Source organism: Halomonas sp. DP5N14-9, from assembly GCF_019802175.1.
In the GTDB taxonomy this organism is placed as follows: Bacteria; Pseudomonadota; Gammaproteobacteria; order Pseudomonadales; family Halomonadaceae; genus Halomonas; species Halomonas litopenaei.
Genome location: NZ_JAHVHR010000010.1, coordinates 87,319 through 105,206 on the forward strand (window position 1 = coordinate 87,319; position 17,888 = coordinate 105,206).

Genomic DNA, 17,888 nt, shown 5'->3' on the forward strand with positions numbered 1-17,888 from the left:
GTCCTTACACCCGGGGGTGTTGCAGGGAGGCGCCGCGACCCATGGCGTAGTATTCGAGACCCGCCGCTTCGACGTCCTCGGGTGAGAAGAGGTTGCGTCCATCGATCACCAGCGGGTGATTGAGGGTGCGCGCGATCTTGTCGAAGTCGACGGTGCGGAAGGCCTTCCACTCGGTGCAGATGACCAGGGCGTCGGCGCCTTCCAGGGCAGCGTCACGCTGCTTGGAGAGACACAGGTCCGAGCGCTCGCCGTAGATGCGGTGACACTCGGCGGCGGCCTCGGGGTCGTAGGCCTGGACCCGGGCGCCGGCTTGCCACAGCTGTTCCATCAGTACCCGGCTCGGCGCCTCGCGCATGTCGTCGGTGTTGGGCTTGAAGGCGAGTCCCCACAGGGCGATGGTGCGGCCCTTGAGGTTGCCGTGAAGCGCCAGTTCCAGCTTGTCGAACAGCCGCGTCTTCTGGGCGTCGTTGACCGTTTCGACCGCCTGCAGCATGCGGGCGGGGGCGCCGACCTCGCTGGCGGTGCGGGCCAGTGCCTTGACGTCCTTGGGGAAGCAGGAGCCGCCGTAGCCACAGCCGGGATAGATGAAGTGGTAGCCGATACGCGGGTCGCTGCCGATACCGTGGCGGACCTGCTCGACGTCCGCACCCAGGTGCTCGGCCAGGTTGGCGATTTCGTTGATGAAACTGATCTTGGTGGCGAGCATGGCGTTGGCGGCGTACTTGGTCAGTTCGGCGCTGCGCACGTCCATGAACATCAGCTTGTCGCGCTGGCGGCTGTAGGGGGCATAGCACTCGCGCATCAGCTTGCGGACCTTGTCGCTGTCGGTACCGATGACGATCCGCGCCCCCCGCGAGAAGTCCTCGATTGCCGCGCCTTCCTTGAGGAATTCCGGGTTGGAGCAGACGTCGAAGTCGACCTCGGCCTGGCGTCCCTCCAGGGTATCGGCCACCGCCTGATGAACCTTGTCGGCGGTCCCCACCGGGACGGTGGACTTGTTGATGATGACGCGATATCCGTCCATGTGCTGGCCGATGGTACGGGCCACGCCAAGCACGTGGGTCAGGTCGGCGCTGCCGTCCTCGTCAGGGGGCGTTCCCACCGCGATGAACTGCAACAGGCCATGGGCCACCCCTTCCTCCGGGCTATCGGAGAAGGTCAGGCGCTCGTCTTCCATATTGTGGCGGATCAGATCCTCGAGGCCTGGTTCGTAGATCGGTACTTCACCGCGCTTGAGGCGGGCGACCTTGACCTGATCGACGTCCACACACATCACGTCGTGTCCCACATCGGCCAGGCAGGCGCCGGTGACCAGTCCTACGTAACCCGAGCCGTGAATCGTGATTTTCATGAACTCACTCCTTGCCGTCGCTTGTGATATTGGCGGCCTTGCCTCGGGCGTCGGAGGGACGCCGGGAAAGCCTTGTTCTGACCGCAATGAGGGCAAGGATCGATCCATTTATCTTTTTGTATTTTAAAAACAACAACTTATTTGGATGCGTGCTCTAGTGAGCGTTCTCCGGGATGACCGATGGTCGGCCGGAATGTCGCCATTAACAGACAATGGTGCGCGACGTTCGTATAAAGCATTAGAAATCAATTAGTTATATGTTGCTCTATGGATACGCCAATGGTTTTTTGTGTTATAAGTTATTGATAATAAAGTGAAAACACTGTTTTCTTACGTTTCTCCGATCAGCACCCGATCGGAGCATCATGCTTGAGACGGTTTTTGCGGCATGACGATCGCCATGCTGACGTTGTCGACGCCGAGTAGCGGCAGGTCTGCCAGGCGTCGAGCCGCGGCGAACGTCGAGCTGGATGACCCGGCAGTGAAACAGCGCCATCAGCGGATGAGGGGAGGAATGCTTTTTTTGAACAGTGGCTTAGGCTTTGAATGAGGGGCGGGCAGGGTTACCGGGAGGGACCGAAGCTCACATGCGTACACAGACGAGTATGAAGTTTCTCGCCATCATTGGTGTTAGTTAAGTATGAATGACGCGAAGTTATTGGCGTTAATTATATGAACGTTGTTTTCAGAAGTTTGCATAAAGCACCAATTGAATAGATGGATCCCGAAAACACTGTACTTGAGTCCAATGCTAGTCATAAAAAAGCTTCGCTAATACTGCTTCCACAGTGTGCCGATAAGGTGCGTTATCGAGGACAGAAATATCCTTGGGCGCGCTCGATAAACGACAACGAGCATCAGGGGAAGCGACATGAGCACGGCGACGGTGGTGATGGTACAGGGGCAGGCTTTTGTTCAGGGCACCGATGGAAGCCTTCGCGAACTCAGGCCGGGAGACGTGATCAGCGACGGGGAGCGCCTGGTGACGTCACAGGGTGGTGAAATCTCGATTTCGCCCGGTGGCGTCGGCGACCCCGTGACACTTTCCGGTAGCGGACAGGTGCGCCTGTTGCCTTCCACCACCGAGCCGGCCGGCCCTTCGCTGGTCGATCAGGGTATTGTGCAGACCACCGACGACTCGGCACCCATTGATGCACCCGCGACACCTTTGGGCAGCCCGGTGACGGCTGGCGCGGCTGTCGGCATTGACGCACCGGTTCCCGAGGGTACCCAGGCGTCCGGCTCCACGGACGATGAGCTCGCGGCTCTCGCCCAGATCGCCGAGCAGGCCGACAACGTGCTGGGTGACGAAGAGCTCAACGAGCTGTTGGCCGCCATCGACTCCGGCGAAGGCGACCTGTTCGATGATCTTGAGGATCCGGCGGCCGGCGGCACCGGCGGGGGAGGGGACGACGAGGGCAGTGGTTTTGTCCGTCTGCTGCGCATCGTGGAGACGGTAGATCCGCTGGCCTTCCAGTTTGGCCTTGAGGGGCGCGATGGTCCCATCGAGCGCGATTTCACCGGTGTCGACGCGGTGGATCCCGGCGATGACGATGAAGGTGTCACCCTGACCGGTCTCGACGGCCCAGAAGATCCCACTGGTCCCGGTGGTCCTGATGGCCCCGGTGGTCCTGACGGCCCCGGTGGTCCTGACGGCCCTGGTGGTCCTGGCGGCCCTGGCGAGCTGCCGATTGGCGCCGCCGGTGCCGAACAAGTGCTGTTCGAAGCAGACCTGGCCGGCGGTAGCCGTGGCGACGCCACCCAGCTGGTTCGCACCGGCTCCTTTGGGTTTGATTCACCTGATGGCCTGGCCACCCTGACGGTGGGGCCGGTTTCCCTGACGCTTGCCCAGCTTGATGCCCTGGGGACCTCGCCGGTCACCATCGTCACCGATCATGGTGTGGTGACGCTGACCGGCTTCACCGGGTCGGCCGCAGGGGGCACCGTCAGCTACACCTATGAACTGACCGACAACGTCGACAATGACAGCGTTGCCGGCGCCACCGATGGCGGCTATCTCGAGAGCCTGAATGTTCAGGCGGTGGACGTGGACGGCAGTAGCGCCAGCGGCTCGCTCGACATTTTGATCGTGGATGACGCGCCCCGCGCTGAAGACGATCCTACCGTCGAGACCACCGACGATACGGCGGTGAGTATCAACGTCATCACCAATACGACCGGCGCCGATACGCTTGGTGCCGACGGCGCCGAGCTGACCGCTGCAGAACTGGTGGACAGCACCGCCGGCAGCCTGGACTTCGACGCCGACGGTACCATCACCTTTACCCCGGCGGCGGGTTTCGAGGGGACCGCCGAGATCCTCTATACCCTGACCGACAACGACGGTGATACCAGCCAGGCGACCTGGCGGGTGGAGGTGGAGGACGACGAGCCCGAGATCGAGGTCAATCCCGAGTCGCCCAACGCCTCGGGTAACAGCGAGGTGGACGAGGCGGGTCTCGACGATGGCGGGAGCAAGGCCCCCACCGACCTCGAGACCGCTCTGGGGTCGCTCACCATCGACACCGGCAGTGACAGCCTGGCCTCGCTGAAGATCGTGGACAAGGATGGCACCCAGGTCGACGTGACCAATGGCGGTACTGTGCAAGGCGTCTACGGCACCCTGACGGTGACCGAGTCGAACGGCGACTACAGCTACAGCTACACCCTGGCTGACAACACCGAAGAGCACTCGACCCAGGGCTCCGCCACCGACGGAATCAAGGACGACTTCGCGCTGGTGATCGAGGACAGCGACGGCGACGTCAACGACAGCGCCACGCTGACCATCGACATCAAGGACGACGTGCCCGAGGCCAAGGATGACGAGACTATCGGCGCGTCCGACAATGCTCCGGTCATGTTGAACGTTATCAACGATGGGCCAGGCGCCGATACGCTCGGTGCCGATGGCGCCGAGCTGACCGCCGCAGAACTGGTGGACAGCACCGCCGGCAGCCTGGACTTCAACGCCGACGGTACCATCACCTTTACTCCGGCGGCGGGCTTCGAGGGGACCGCCGAAATCCTCTATACCCTGACCGACAACGACGGTGATACCAGCCAGGCGACCTGGCGGGTGGAGGTGGAGGACGACGAGCCCGAGATCGAGGTCAATCCCGAGTCGCCCAATGCCTCGGGTAACAGCGAGGTGGACGAGGCGGGTCTCGATGACGGCGGAAGCAAGGCGCAGACCGACCTTGAGACCACTCTGGGGTCGCTCACCATCGACACCGGCAGCGACAGCCTGGCCAAGGTGGAGATCGATGGTATCGATGTGACCGACGGTACCGAGGCCAATCCGGTCGAGGTCGACGGAGACCTCGGCACCCTGGAGGTGTGGAAGGATAGCGCGGGGACCTATCAGTATCGCTATACCCTGACCGACAACAGCACAGACCACACCAGCCAGGGCACCGCCAGCGACGCTGTGCAGGACGCCTTCAGCGTGGTGGTGACCGACTCCGACGGTGACGCCAGTGATCCGGCCACCCTGACCATCGACATCAAGGATGACGTGCCCCTGGCCAAGGATGACGCCGCCGAGACAGACGAGAACCAGCCGATCACCGTCAATGTGCTCGACGGTACGGCGGGCGAGCCTGACGTGACCGGGGCCGACGGTCCCTACACCTTCGTCACCGACAGCGTGAGCCTGGAAAGCGGCAGCGGCACCATCACCAACGTCGACGCCAACGGCAATATCACCTTCACGCCGGCCGACGGCTTCGAGGGTGACGCGGTGATCAACTACGCGATCCGCGACGCCGACGGTGATATCAGCAGCGCGACCCTGACGATCACCGTGGACGCCACGCCCGAGGTCGAGGTCAATCCAGAGTCGCCCAACGCCTCGGGCAACAGCGAGGTGGACGAGGCGGGTCTCGACGACGGCGGGAGCAAGGCCGCCACCGACCTCGAGACCGCTCTGGGGTCGCTCACCATCGACACCGGCAGCGACAGCCTGGCCAAGGTGGAGATCGATGGTATCGATGTGACCGACGGTACCGAGGCCAATCCGGTCGAGGTCGACGGAGACCTCGGCACCCTGGAGGTGTGGAAGGATAGCGCGGGGACCTATCAGTATCGCTATACCCTGACCGACAACAGCACGGACCACACCAGCCAGGGTACCGCCAGCGACGCTGTGCAGGACGCCTTCAGCGTGGTGGTGACCGACTCCGACGGTGACGCCAGTGATCCGGCCACCCTGACCATCGACATCAAGGACGACGTGCCCCAGGTGTTCTCCGAGGCGGAGCACGTCCTGGAAAGTGGCAACGGCACTTTGGACTTCGGGCCCAATGTCGGAGCCGATGGGGTCGGGGAGGTGGTCTTTGCCGCCGCCCTCGACGGACAGCCGGCGACGGATAGCCAGGGCAACGCGCTGCGGGTCGACGGCAAGCCGCTGAGCTATCGTCTGAGCGCCGACGGAACGACGCTGTACGCCGAAAGCGCCGACGGTGCCGAGGACGGCTTCAGCGTCACCCTCAACGCAGCAGGTGACGGCTACAGCGTCGAGGTGATCGGTGCGATCACCAATGGCGAGGCGTTCGACTCAAGCCCGGCAGATGCCCAGACGATCGGTGACTACCTGGCCTTGCACGCCGGTGATGACGTCGCGGTCAACGACCTCTTGCTATCGGGAACGACCGACCAGGATAGCGACGGCCGTATCGCCCTTGGTACCGACGGGACCCTACGCATCGATGCGCTCAAGGGCGTTAGCGCCTCCGGGACGACGCCCGAGTGGCAGGACCACGTTGGCCTGACGAGCTATTCGCAGAAGGTCCATGTGACCAACGGTGTCACCGCCGCTCTGTTGCTCTCTGCCGTCGTGTTCGATGCTGAAGGCGCAGGCAACGGTGATCCAGGGGCGACCAGCGGTGCCGCCATGGATCTGAGCGTCGATGACGTCAAGGTGTTCGACGCTCGGGGCGTGGATGTCACGGGAAGGGTGTTGTTGGTCGATACCGGCGATGGCATTGAGGTCGACGGCTTAAAGGATGGCTGGGAGGTGCGCCTGAGCACCGGTGACGATCGCCCCTTCGAGGCGGTCTCCATCGAGGCGCAGCAGAGTGGCAGTGAGTCCCCTGGCGATCTGTCACTGGGTGACATCAACCATCGCAGCGGCGAGCAGCGCGAGGACTTCGAGGTGCCCCTCGGTCTGGTCGGTGTCGATGGCGACGGCGATCGGCTCGAGAGCACCCTGACCCTTAACGGAGAGGCGCCGGATACCCTGTACGTGGATGACAACGACAACAGCGAACAGGCCGGTGGTGATGGCGACGACGTGCTGATCGGCGACGCCGGCGGGGTGGCCCAGGCGCAGCCGGAGAATTACAACCTGTCACTGATCATCGACAGCTCGGGCAGCATGGGCAATGCGTCGGGCACCGCCGGCAAGACGCGGATGCAGCTGGCCAAGGACGCCCTGGAGAATCTTCTTGTCCATCTCCAGACCTACGGTGGGACCATCAATCTGCAGATCGTGGACTTTGACAGTGGCGTCCGGGTTGGTACGGACGGTGGCGGTGTGGTCGGGGTCGATTCGATTACTATCGAAGACTTTGACGCTTCGGATCTGGCCGCCGCCATGGCCTTTATCGACGCCATGGTGGCCGAAGGCGGCACCAACTACGAGGCGGGCTTCCGTGAGTCTCAGGAGTTCTTCAGCGAACAATACACGTCGACACCCGGATACAAGAACCTGGCCCTGTTTCTCACCGACGGTGAGCCGACGTTCTATCTGGACGACGCTGATGGAGATGGCACCCCCGGCCGCTACGGCCCCGGGGGAAACAACAGCGTCCCCGTCATGAACAACTCCCTGGAAGCGTTCCAGGATCTTGCACCAACCACGCCGGGAGCTGGCTATCCGCAAGTCGAGGTGGCCGCTATCGGCATCGGCAACGGGATCAACGAGGAAACGCTTGAGTACTTCGACAACAGCAACGTCGATGGCACCGGAGGCCTGACCATTGGCGGTACGACGTTTAATGATCCGGTCGGCCAGGTTCAGATCGTCAACGACGAGGACGGTCTCAACAGTGCCATCCAGGAAGCCGCAGGAGGGCTTCTGCAACTTGGCGATGACGTCCTGTCGGGCGGAGGCGGCGGCGACATCCTGATCGGCGATGTGCTCAACAGTGACCATCTGGCCTGGACGAATACCGACACAGGTGAGGTCTTTACCGCGGGCGGGCATGACGGCCTGGGCTACGAAGGGCTCTACGAATACGTCAAGTGGGGAGTCAATGGTGGTACCGAACCCACCGATGGCGAAATGATCGGTTATATCCGAGACAATCTCGATGACCTGATCGACGACACGCGAAATGATGGCGGTAGCAACACCCTGGACGGCGGCGATGGCAACGATACCCTGATTGGTGGCGCCGGAGTGGATACCCTCCTTGGGGGCGAAGGCAACGATACCCTGATAGGTGGCAAGGGCGGCGATACGCTCGATGGCGGCGCGGGCAACGATACGCTCGATGGCGGCGCGGGCAACGATATCATCGATCTGGGCACCGGCGCCGATGTGGTCGCCTGGAATGATGGCGACGCTGGGACCAGTGCTGCGCCTGCCAGTGATGAGATCAATGGCTTTACCCTGGGAGACGTCGGCAGTGACGCCGAGGCCGATCGCCTGGAGATGTCGGATCTACTCGATGGAGCGACCGAGGCAACCGTCAACAACTATCTTTACGCCGAGGAGGACGGCGGCGGCAATACCGTGTTGTACGTGAAGAGCGATGGTGGCATCGGCAATACAGGAGGCGATGCCGATCAGGTCATTACCCTCAATGGCGTCGATATGGGGGGACAGGACTCGGCGACCTTCCTGCAGCAGATGATCGACGACGGCCAGTTGCAGGTGGAGTAGCAGGTGGAATAGCAGGTTGAGTTGCAGGGCAGCGGTCTCCCTCGGCGCGCCCGGGGGAGGCCGACGCCGGGCCGGGGCGTCCGGTCTCGGCGAGTGAAAAGGAACAGAGCCCGGCTGGCGTCGGGCTCTGTGTCGTTGAGTCGAGGGCGTTTGTGGCGCGGGTGCCTATCGTCGCTCGCGGCGCTTGCTGGTGTCGGGTGCGCTCAGAAGTCGATGCCGCGGCGGGCCTTGAGGCCATTGGTGAAGCCGTGCTTGACCTCCTGCATCTCGGTCACGGTGTCGGCCATGGCAATTAGTTCGCGATGGGCGTTGCGCCCGGTGATGATGACCGTCTGCTCGGCAGGCCGGTTGGCGATGGCCGTGCGCACGGTGTCGATGTCCAGGTAGCCGAACTTGAGCATGTAGGTGATCTCGTCGAGCACCACCAGGTAGACCTCGGGGTCGCCCAGCATGCGGCTGGCCTCCTGCCAGACCTCGCGGCATGCCTGGGTGTCCGACTCGCGATTCTGGGTATCCCAGGTGAAACCGGTGGCCATGATCGCCACCTCGAGGTTGTCGTCGGCCTCGAGACGGTCGCGCTCTCCGCACTCCCACAGTCCCTTGATGAACTGCACCACGCCCACCCGGTAGCCGTAACCCAGGGCGCGGGTGACGGTGCCCCAGGCGGCGGTGGTCTTGCCCTTGCCGTTGCCGGTAAACACCAGCATCAGCCCGCGCTCCTCGTCGGCGGCGGCGACCTTGGCGTCGACGTGGGACTTGAGCTTCTCCATGGCCTTCTTGTGTCGGGTGTTTCTGTCCTGCTCGCTCATGCCGGCTCCCGCTGTCTGGTGAAAAGCGCAGGGTAGCCGAGGCGGACGCCGGCGTCAGCCCGGATATGCCTTTCCGCCTCAGCCGGGATCATTGGCTGGAAGGCTCTGGCGTCCCGCCTGGGGCGAAGCCGTGTTAGCCGAGCGTGCCTGTCGGCGCGCCTCCATGCGCCTGGCGAAGACCTCCATCAGGCGATCGTAGAGCGCCGCACCCAGCACGCTGTCCTCGATGCCCGCATCGATGTTGGGATTGTCGTTGACCTCGATCACCAGCACACGGTCGCCGACCTGCTTGAGGTCGACACCGTAGAGGCCATTGCCGATCAGCCGGGTGGCCTTGAGCGCCGCACGCAGCACGGCGGCCGGCACCTCGTCGATGGGGTGGCTGCTGAAGCCGCCGCTGCGGGTACGAGCACCGGAATGATCGTAGATCTGCCAATGGCCACGGGCCATGTAGTAGCGGCTGGCGAACAGTGGAGCACCGTCGAGCACGCCGATGCGCCAGTCGTATTCGGTAGGCAGCCATTCCTGCAGCAACAGCAGGTCCGAGCTCTTGAACAGGGTATCGGCTTCCCGCGCCAGCGATTCGCTGGACGTCACCTTGACGATGCCACGGGAGAAGGCGCCATCGGGGACCTTCAGCACCCTCGGGTAGCTGAGCCCCTGCGTCTGCTCGAGGAGACGTGCTCTATCCGAACGCTTGAGCAACAGTCCCTCGGGAGCGGCGACCCCCCGGGTGCGAAGCAGTTCATGCAGATAGACCTTGTTGGTGCAGCGCAGAATGTCCTGGGGTGCGTCGATGACCACCAGGCCCTCGTGTTCGGCACGCCGGGCCATGCGCCAGGTGGGATGGTCGAGGGCGGTGGTCTGGCGCAGAAACAGAGCGTCGAATTCGGCCAGCCGGGCGCTGTCGCGATGGGTGATCAGCGAGACGTTGATGCCCTGGCGCCGACCAGCGCGGATAAACTGCTTGAGCGCGCCCTTGTTGCTGGGCGGCAGGTGTTCTTCAGGGTCTATCAACATGGCCAGGTCGAAGCGATAGCGCCGCCGCGCCCTGGGGGTACGCCAGATCTTCAGCGAATGGCGATTGAGGGCGCGAGCGAAGGCGTCCTGCTCGTCTTCGTGAAGCCGCCCAAGCGCAAGCGGACGCAGCCGCACCAGTCGATAGCCCTGGGCGGTGCGATTCAGGCGCGCTTCCATCAGCGGACAGGGAAGTCGCTCGAACAGGCGGCGGGCGACACGTGCCAGCAGGGGCTCGACGCATTCGCCGAACAGCACCCTGAAATGGACGTCATCGCCGAGTCGCTCGACTGCAGCGGGCCGGCTCAGCTCATCGAGCAGCCCGGTAAGGCCCTCGAGCTGCATGTCGGTGGTCGACTTGCGTCGCAGGGAGTTGAGGGTATCGACACTGGGGATCACTCTGGCACCCCGCGCCTGGGCGAGCAGTGAGACATAGTAGCCTCGGCCCAGGTAGCCGAGGTCGGAACACAGGTTGATGACCTGTGCGCTGGTGGCGCCCGAGGTGGCCTTGGCATCGGCGATGTCCGCGGCGTCGACATAGTGGTCGGCGTCGATCACATCGTCACTGGGGTGGTAGGGCTGCCAGTCGCGCTGGCGGTCGACAACGATACGCAGGGCGCACATCGCAAGAATTCCTCGGCAAGGGGCGAGATAGGGGCGAGACAAGGGGCGAAACTGGTACGAAACTGGGACGAGACAATGGCGGAGCAAGGGTGAAGCAAGGCCGAAACAAGGTGATAGCCCGAAGCCGGAGGACACCGCACGAGTCGGGGAGAGGTCAGGGCCGACGGTGGCAGGATGCGCCTGGGTTGGCGGCAAAGCAATACGGCAAGAAAGTGAAAAATATTCATTCTGTCGGCGGCTGACAGCGGCGTGTGGGCCAGACAGAATCAACAGATAACACACCTCGCCCGAGTCGGGCGTCGGGCTGCCGAGACGGGACCTCTCACTATGCCACTTGCCTTGCGTTCGGCCACCCCAAGCGATCTCGATGCCCTGGAGGGACTGGAGAGTCGCGGTTTTTCGGGGGACCGCTTCACTCGTCGCCAATTGCGCCACCTGCTCCAGCGCGCCCATGGGCTGACCCTGATCGCCGAGGACGCCACCGGCTCCGTTGTGCCTCTCGGCTACGGTACCTTGCTGTTTCGTCGCAACAGCCGCGCAGCGCGCCTCTATTCGCTGTGTGTGGCCCCCGAGGCGCGTGGCCAAGGAGTGGGCAAGGCCTTGCTCGAGGCGCTCGAGCGTGACGGGCGCAAGCGTGGCTGCGAGCGCATGACGCTGGAGGTGCGGGCCGACAATCGTGTTGCTCTCGGCCTCTATCGACGGGCGGGCTTTCGCCTGGCTTGCTGGCTCGACGACTACTATGAGGATGGCTGTGCCGCCTGGCGCATGGTCAAGGCGCTGGGCCTGTCTCGAGAGCAGCCTGCCGTCGTGCCTCAGGGTTCACCGTCCGTGGCAGCTCCAGCGACATCTTCTGCGCCGTCTTCTACACCACCTTCCGAGCCGTCCTCCGTGACATCCGGGGAGGACGCGGTAGTGACACCCTGCGGGTCGCCGTCGATGGTAGACTAGCGTTTTTGTCAGCGGAGCAGAGCGAGCATGCCCTCTTTCGATATTGTGTCCGAATTCGATCGCCACGAAGCCCAGAACGCCGTGGACCAGGCTAACCGTGAGGTCCAGGGGCGCTTTGACTTTCGCGGTGTCGACGCCGGTTTCGAGCTGTCCGATGAATCCGTGGCGTTGCACGCCGAGGTCGACTTCCAGCTCAAGCAGATGCTCGACATCCTGCGCAACAAGCTGATCGCCAGAAGCATCGACCCGCGCATCATGGACGTTCAGGACGCTGAGCTGTCCGGCGTCAAGGCGCGTCAGACGGTCGCCCTCAAGCAGGGGCTGGAGCAGAAGGAAGCCAAGGACATCGTCAAGCGCATCAAGGACTCGAAGCTCAAGGTCCAGGCCCAGATCCAGGGCGACAAGGTACGCGTGACCGGCAAGAAGCGCGATGACCTGCAAAGTGTGATGGCACTGCTGCGCGCTGATGAGGGCCCTGATCTGGCGCTGCAGTTCGACAACTTCCGCGACTGACAGGATCGGCGGCTGACATGTCTCTGTTGCCGGCATCGTGAGGCGAGTGGCCCTGCGGATTCGGCAGGCTACTGGCCTGATAGCGGCGTCCGATTGGCCTCGTCGCACCTGCTGCGTTTCAATAAGTGAATTCTTGACCAATTGGCGTGGCGAGTGCGCCGCCGGAGTTCGCCCTTGATTTCCACCACCCGTCGCCTGGCCTGGCAGTTGCTGGCCTGGACCAGCTTTGCCCTCGGTGTCATCGGGGCCTTCGTGCCGCTGTTGCCCAGTACCTGCTTTCTGCTGGTGGCGGTGTGGGCGGCGTCGAAGGGGTCGCCGCGGTTCGCTCGCTGGATTCGCAGTCATCCTCGGTTCGGCCCTGCGGTGGTGGCCTGGGAAGAATCCGGTGCGATTCCCCGTCATGCCAAGTGGATGGCGCTGGCGATGCTGTCACTGTCGGTGGTGGTGCTGTTGATCACGGTGTCACTGTGGTGGTTGAAGCTTGGGTTGACCGTCATGCTGATCGGGATTGCCATCTGGATCGTGACCCGGCCCGAGCCCGCCTCCTCGTCCTGACGTCTTCCGCCTTGATCCGTTTCGCCTGATGGTTCCGACGTGCTCCGGGTCGCGCCGGTTCTTTGAGCCCGGCACGTCCGTACCCGTACAATATCGACGACTTTTCTGATTGGAGCATCCCCGATGTCCGACCCCCAGCCGATCCATCTGAGCGACTATCGTCCGCCGGCCTACCTTGTCTCACGCACCGAGTTGACCTTCGACTTGGCGCCTGGCACCACCCGCGTCAAGGCACGCCTGCATCTGGAGCGTCATCCCGAGCGCGAGGCTGGTGCACCGCTTTGGCTGGATGGCGAGCAGCTTTCGCTCAAGGCCATCGCCATCGATGGCCAGCCGCTGGAGGAAGGCGAGTACGAACTGACCCGCAAGGGGCTGTCGATTACCGGTGCGCCGGAGGCGTTTGTTCTGGACACCGAGGTCGACATCTCGCCCGAGGACAATACCGCGCTATCCGGCCTCTACCGTTCCGGTGGCATGTTCTGCACCCAGTGCGAAGCCGAAGGGTTCCGCCGCATCACCTTCTACCCGGACCGCCCGGACGTGATGGCGACCTTCTCGACCACCGTGATCGGCGACCTGACTCGTGAGCCGGTGTTGCTGTCCAACGGCAATCCGGTGGAGCGAGGAGAGCTGCCGGATGGCCGCCACTTCGTGACCTGGGACGATCCTCATCCCAAGCCCGCCTACCTGTTTGCGCTGGTGGCCGGTGACCTGAAGAAGGTCGAGGACCGCTTTACCACCATGAGCGGCCGCGACGTCACCCTGCAGATCTGGGTCGAGGAAGAAAACCTCGACAAGACCGACCACGCCATGGGCTCACTCAAGCGTGCCATGCGCTGGGATGAAGAGGCCTACGGTCGCGAGTACGACCTGGACCTGTTCATGATCGTGGCGGTCAATGATTTCAACATGGGCGCCATGGAGAACAAAGGGCTCAACATCTTCAACTCGGCGGCGGTGCTGACCCACCCCAACACCGCCACCGACGCTGCCTTCCAGCGGGTCGAGGGAATCGTCGCCCACGAGTACTTCCATAACTGGTCGGGCAACCGCGTTACCTGCCGTGACTGGTTCCAACTGTCGTTGAAGGAAGGCTTCACCGTCTTTCGCGATCAGAGCTTCTCGGCCGAGGTCAATTCCGCGCCGGTCAAGCGCATCGAGGAAGTGTCGTTCTTCCGCACCGCCCAGTTCGCCGAGGACGCAGGCCCCACGGCGCATCCGATTCGCCCCGACTCCTACATCGAGATCGGCAACTTCTACACCCTGACCATCTACGAGAAGGGTGCCGAGGTGGTGCGGATGCTGTCCAACCTGGTGGGGCCGGAGACCTTCCGCAAGGGCTCGGATCTGTACTTCTCGCGCTTCGACGGGCAGGCGGTCACCATCGAGGACTTCGTCGACTGCATGGCCGAGGTGTCCGGGCAGAATCTCGAGCAGTTCATGCGCTGGTACTCCCAGGCGGGTACGCCGGAGATCGACGCCTTCGGGGAGTACGACTACGCCAACTCCCGCTACCGCCTGATCCTGCGTCAGCGCACACCGGCCACCCCCGGCCAGCCGGAGAAACAGGCGCTGCATATCCCCATTCGCCTGGGCCTGGTCGGCACCAAGAGCGGCCGCGACCTGTCGATGACCCTGGACGGCGAGAGCCTGGGTAGAGACGCCGTGATTCATCTGCGTGAAGACGAGCAGGAGTTCATCTTCACCGATATCGAAGAGGCGCCGGTGCCCTCGCTGCTGCGCGGGTTCTCGGCGCCGGTCAAGCTGTCCTTCCCCTATTCGCGGGAGGATCTGGCCTTCCTGATGGCCCACGACAGCGATGGCTTCAACCGCTGGGACGCCGGCCAGCGGCTGACCCTGCTGGCCCTCGATGATCTGATCGCGGCCCACCGCAATGGTGTCGAGAAGGTCATGGATACGCGCCTGGTCGAGGCCTTCCGCGCACTGATCGAGGAAGGCAATGACGACAAGGCGGTGCTGGCCGAGATGCTGCAATTGCCGAGCGAGGCCTACATCGCCGAACAGCAGCCGCTGGTCGACGTGGACGCCATCCACGCCGCGCGCACCTTCATCCAGCAGTCGCTGGCGCAAGAGCTGCGTGACGAACTGATGGCACTGTATCGCGACAACCAGAGCGACGCCGCCTACGCGCCCACGCCCGAGCAGATCGGCCAGCGCGCCCTGAAGAATGTCGCGCTGTCCTACCTGATGAGCATCGAGGACGAGGTGGCGATCGAGCTGGCCCAGGCCCAGTTCGAGGCCGACCACAACATGACCGACGTGCGCCAAGCGTTGACCCTGCTGGTCCACAGTAGCCGCTCGGATATCGCCGATCCGGCACTCAAGGCCTTCGGGCGCAAGTGGTCCCACGATCCGCTGGTGATGGACCAGTGGTTCAGCCTGCAGGTGACCCGTCCCCAGGCGGACGCCCTGGATCGGGTCCGCTATCTGATGGAGCACCCGGCTTTCTCGCTGAAGAACCCCAACAAGGTGCGCGCGTTGATCGGTGCCTTTGCCGGGCAGAACCGGGTCAACTTCCACCGCCTGGATGGCGAAGGCTATCGCCTGCTGGCCGACGTGGTGATCGAGTTGAACCGGCTGAATCCCGAGATCGCCGCACGCATCATCACGCCGCTGACCCGCTGGCAGCGCTTCGACGAGGCTCGCCAGGCGCTGATGCGCGCCGAGCTGGAGCGCATCCGTGGCGAGGAAATCTCACCCAACGTCTACGAGATCGTGGAAAAGGCGCTGGCCTGATGTAGCGACGACGATCACTGCTGGAGCCACCGTCACAAATGCCAACGCCGCCCCTCGGGGCGGCGTTGTGCTGTGTGCTACCGGCTCGGCTGGCCTTGAAGACCGTCCCGCCTCAGGGCAGCAGCATGCCCAGGGTCAAGAGGCCCAGCAGTGCCCACAGCAGGGCGGCGATGGGGGAGCCTGTGAGGATCGCGCGCAGCCCCCGCCAAAGAAAGAAAAGGCCCAGCACCAGCAGCGCCAGGGTGAAGAAGGTCGGTGCGATGCCCAGCGAGCGAGACAGGCCGTCGATAAAGCCGGCGGCGGCGTCATCGATGCTGTTGAAGAAGGTGCCCAGGGTATCGACCACAAAGCGAATCAGGGTGCCAAGGGCCTCGCCCAGCCAGGTAAAGACGTCTTCCACCGCCATGCATCCTTGTCGTGGAGCTTGCAAAGGGCCTCGGCGCGCGCCTTGAGCACGAGCCTTGGCCATGGGAGCCCCGAGTATCCGCATCCGATCTGTCCACGGCAAGCCCCGTGGCCGAGCGCGTCTGGGTGTTGCACAGGTCTGCGCGCGCCACTTGCTAGGGCTTGTCTGAAAAGTGCCTGCGCTCGGTAATACGGCGTTAAAAATCGGATCAAAATGCTCATTTACACCCCGTAAACTGCGCTGTCTCACCGATTTTTGCCTTGTCTAACCTTCGCTCGTCGACTTTTCGGACAGCGCCTAGCCGAGTTGTTCGGTACGCGAGATGATTCCCGCTTCCTCCGCCGCGCTGTCGGCCAGGGCGCGGCCGGCCTCGTCGTAGACGTGGTAGACCGCGTGGGCGCCCAGTTCGCGGATGGTGTCGATCTCTTCCAGGTACTCGACCACTGCGGTGATCTTGCCCGGGAAGTGGCGGCTTCGCAGCTGCTTCAGGGCGAACAGGTTACCGGCGTGGTGGGGCATCGCCAGCACCACCAGTTCTACCTGAGAGGACATCAGCATCTTGTCCCAGAAGTCCGAGTCTACGGCGTCGCCCTCGACGATATTGAAGCCCTTGTCGGCCAGCATCTTCACGCTCTTGGGATTGGAGTCGACCCCCAGCACCTTGAGTCCATACTCCTTGGTCAGGCGACGGTAGACGCTGCGACCGATACGGCCCATGCCCAGCACCACCGCTTCGGCGTCGCCGACCTCGATGGGGCGGTCGCTGGGGGACAGCGACGCCTCGTCGACCGGTGGCAGGCGTGGCTCGAGCCAGCGGTAGAACTGCTCGCTGACGCCATTGAGGATCGCCGATACCACGAAGCTCAGAGCGACCGCGAGCGACACCACCACCAGCCACTGCGGCGCCAGCCAGCCGCTGGATACCGCGATGGCACCGACGATCAGACCGAACTCGGAATAGTTGCTCAGGCTCAGGGTGGCCAGCACCGAGGTGCGGTGGCGCATGCCGAAACGCATCAGAATAAACTGGTAGAGCAGGCTCTTCAGCGGCAACAGCGCCACCAGCAGCAGGGCGATGCCGAACAGCGACCAGCTGGGCAGGGCGGTAAGGCCGATGCTCAGAAAGAAGCCGACCAGCAGCAGTTCCTTGATATTGAACATCGAGCGCGACAGCGTCTGGGCGGCGGGGTGGGGCGCCAGCAGCATGCCGATGATCAGCGCCCCGAGATCCCCCTTGACGCCGACCGCCTCGAACAGGCCGTAGCCCAGCACCAGGGCCATCACCACGCCACACAGCATCTGCATCTCGCCGTGGCCCATGCGGTCGAGCAGCCGCCGCAGCAACGGCGCCAGCGGCAGCAGCGCGAACAGGCCCAGGGCCCAGGGGCTGGGCAGCTTGCCGGTGGAGGCGGTGAGAAAGATCACCGCAAACAGGTCCTGCATGATCAGGATACCGATGGCCAGGCGTCCGTAGGCCGCATGGGTCTCGCTTCGCTTTTCGAGCACCTTGACCACGAAGACGGTACTGGAGAAGGACAGGGCGAACGCCAGCACCAGCAGCGTCGTCAGGTCGAGTCCGGCGAGCAGACCGTTGGGTGACGTCAGCCAGCCGAGGGTGACGATCGCCTTCAGGACAGCCAGAATACCTACGAACAGCACGACGCTTGCCAGCATATGCAGGCTGGCGCCTCCCCAGACGTCCGGGCGCAGCAGGGTCTTGACGTTGAGCTTGAGACCGATGGTAAACAGCATCAGGGTGACGCCAAGGTGGGCGATCAGCGTCAGGACCGGCGTTTCGTCGTAGCCGAGTGCATTGAGGATGAAGCCACCGGCGAGAAAACCCACCAAGGGTGGTAGTCTGAGGGCCATGGCGGCCAGGCCTGAAACAAAGGCGGTCAGCACAAAAATTGGTTCAATCATGCAGGAACTCGGTCGCAAAGGGGGGGCGTGTCTTGATCAATTGTAAGGGAAATACGGGTCAAGTCAGCGCTATGGCTGCGATTGTGCCCGTCCCGCAAC

Annotated in this window: 10 protein-coding genes; 5 read left to right on the plus strand and 5 right to left on the minus strand. The window is 63.4% G+C overall.

Features of this window, described 5'->3' with window-relative positions; genetic code table 11:
* Window positions 1-4: 4 nt before the first annotated feature.
* Window positions 5-1,351 carry a UDP-glucose dehydrogenase family protein gene (locus KUW00_RS08515; RefSeq protein ID WP_108450058.1) on the minus strand — a complete coding sequence of 449 codons (1,347 nt, stop codon included), beginning with the start codon at window positions 1,349-1,351 and terminating at the stop codon, window positions 5-7.
* Between the two features lie 871 nt (window positions 1,352-2,222).
* Here KUW00_RS08515 and KUW00_RS08520 point away from each other — a divergent pair.
* On the plus strand, window positions 2,223-8,240 hold the full coding sequence (locus KUW00_RS08520) for a retention module-containing protein (RefSeq protein WP_222568822.1): 6,018 nt from the start codon (window positions 2,223-2,225) through the stop codon (window positions 8,238-8,240).
* A gap of 203 nt (window positions 8,241-8,443) precedes the next feature.
* Here the strand turns inward: KUW00_RS08520 and cobO are convergent, their stop codons facing one another.
* Together cobO and KUW00_RS08530 are read right to left on the minus strand one after the other, a co-directional pair.
* Entirely contained in the window at window positions 8,444-9,049 is a 606-nt protein-coding gene (cobO, locus tag KUW00_RS08525; RefSeq protein WP_222568823.1) for a cob(I)yrinic acid a,c-diamide adenosyltransferase, read from the minus strand.
* A 78-nt stretch (window positions 9,050-9,127) separates the two neighbouring features.
* Complete coding sequence (locus tag KUW00_RS08530; RefSeq protein ID WP_045992570.1) at window positions 9,128-10,690, minus strand: RimK family protein; 1,563 nt, start codon at window positions 10,688-10,690, stop codon at window positions 9,128-9,130.
* A 327-nt stretch (window positions 10,691-11,017) separates the two neighbouring features.
* On the opposite strand from KUW00_RS08530, the gene KUW00_RS08535 reads away from it, so the two are divergent.
* The 4 genes from KUW00_RS08535 (at window position 11,018) to pepN (ending at window position 15,463) form a co-directional block, all read left to right on the plus strand.
* On the plus strand, window positions 11,018-11,638 hold the full coding sequence (locus KUW00_RS08535; RefSeq protein WP_222568824.1) for a GNAT family N-acetyltransferase: 621 nt from the start codon (window positions 11,018-11,020) through the stop codon (window positions 11,636-11,638).
* A 27-nt stretch (window positions 11,639-11,665) separates the two neighbouring features.
* A complete protein-coding gene (locus KUW00_RS08540; protein WP_108133842.1) occupies window positions 11,666-12,151 on the plus strand; it encodes a YajQ family cyclic di-GMP-binding protein in 486 nt (161 codons plus the stop codon).
* Between the two features lie 174 nt (window positions 12,152-12,325).
* Complete coding sequence (locus KUW00_RS08545) at window positions 12,326-12,706, plus strand: YbaN family protein (protein WP_231498735.1); 381 nt, start codon at window positions 12,326-12,328, stop codon at window positions 12,704-12,706.
* Window positions 12,707-12,829: 123 nt separating this feature from the next.
* Window positions 12,830-15,463 (plus strand): aminopeptidase N, encoded by a 2,634-nt coding sequence (gene pepN / locus KUW00_RS08550; protein ID WP_222568825.1) that lies wholly within the window; start codon window positions 12,830-12,832, stop codon window positions 15,461-15,463.
* 112 nt (window positions 15,464-15,575) lie between these two features.
* Here the strand turns inward: pepN and KUW00_RS08555 are convergent, their stop codons facing one another.
* Window positions 15,576-15,869: a hypothetical protein gene (locus KUW00_RS08555; protein WP_045992573.1), complete on the minus strand. Its 294-nt coding sequence runs from the start codon at window positions 15,867-15,869 to the stop codon at window positions 15,576-15,578.
* 297 nt (window positions 15,870-16,166) lie between these two features.
* Entirely contained in the window at window positions 16,167-17,789 is a 1,623-nt protein-coding gene (locus KUW00_RS08560; protein WP_205254743.1) for a cation:proton antiporter family protein, read from the minus strand.
* Window positions 17,790-17,888 lie beyond the last annotated feature (99 nt).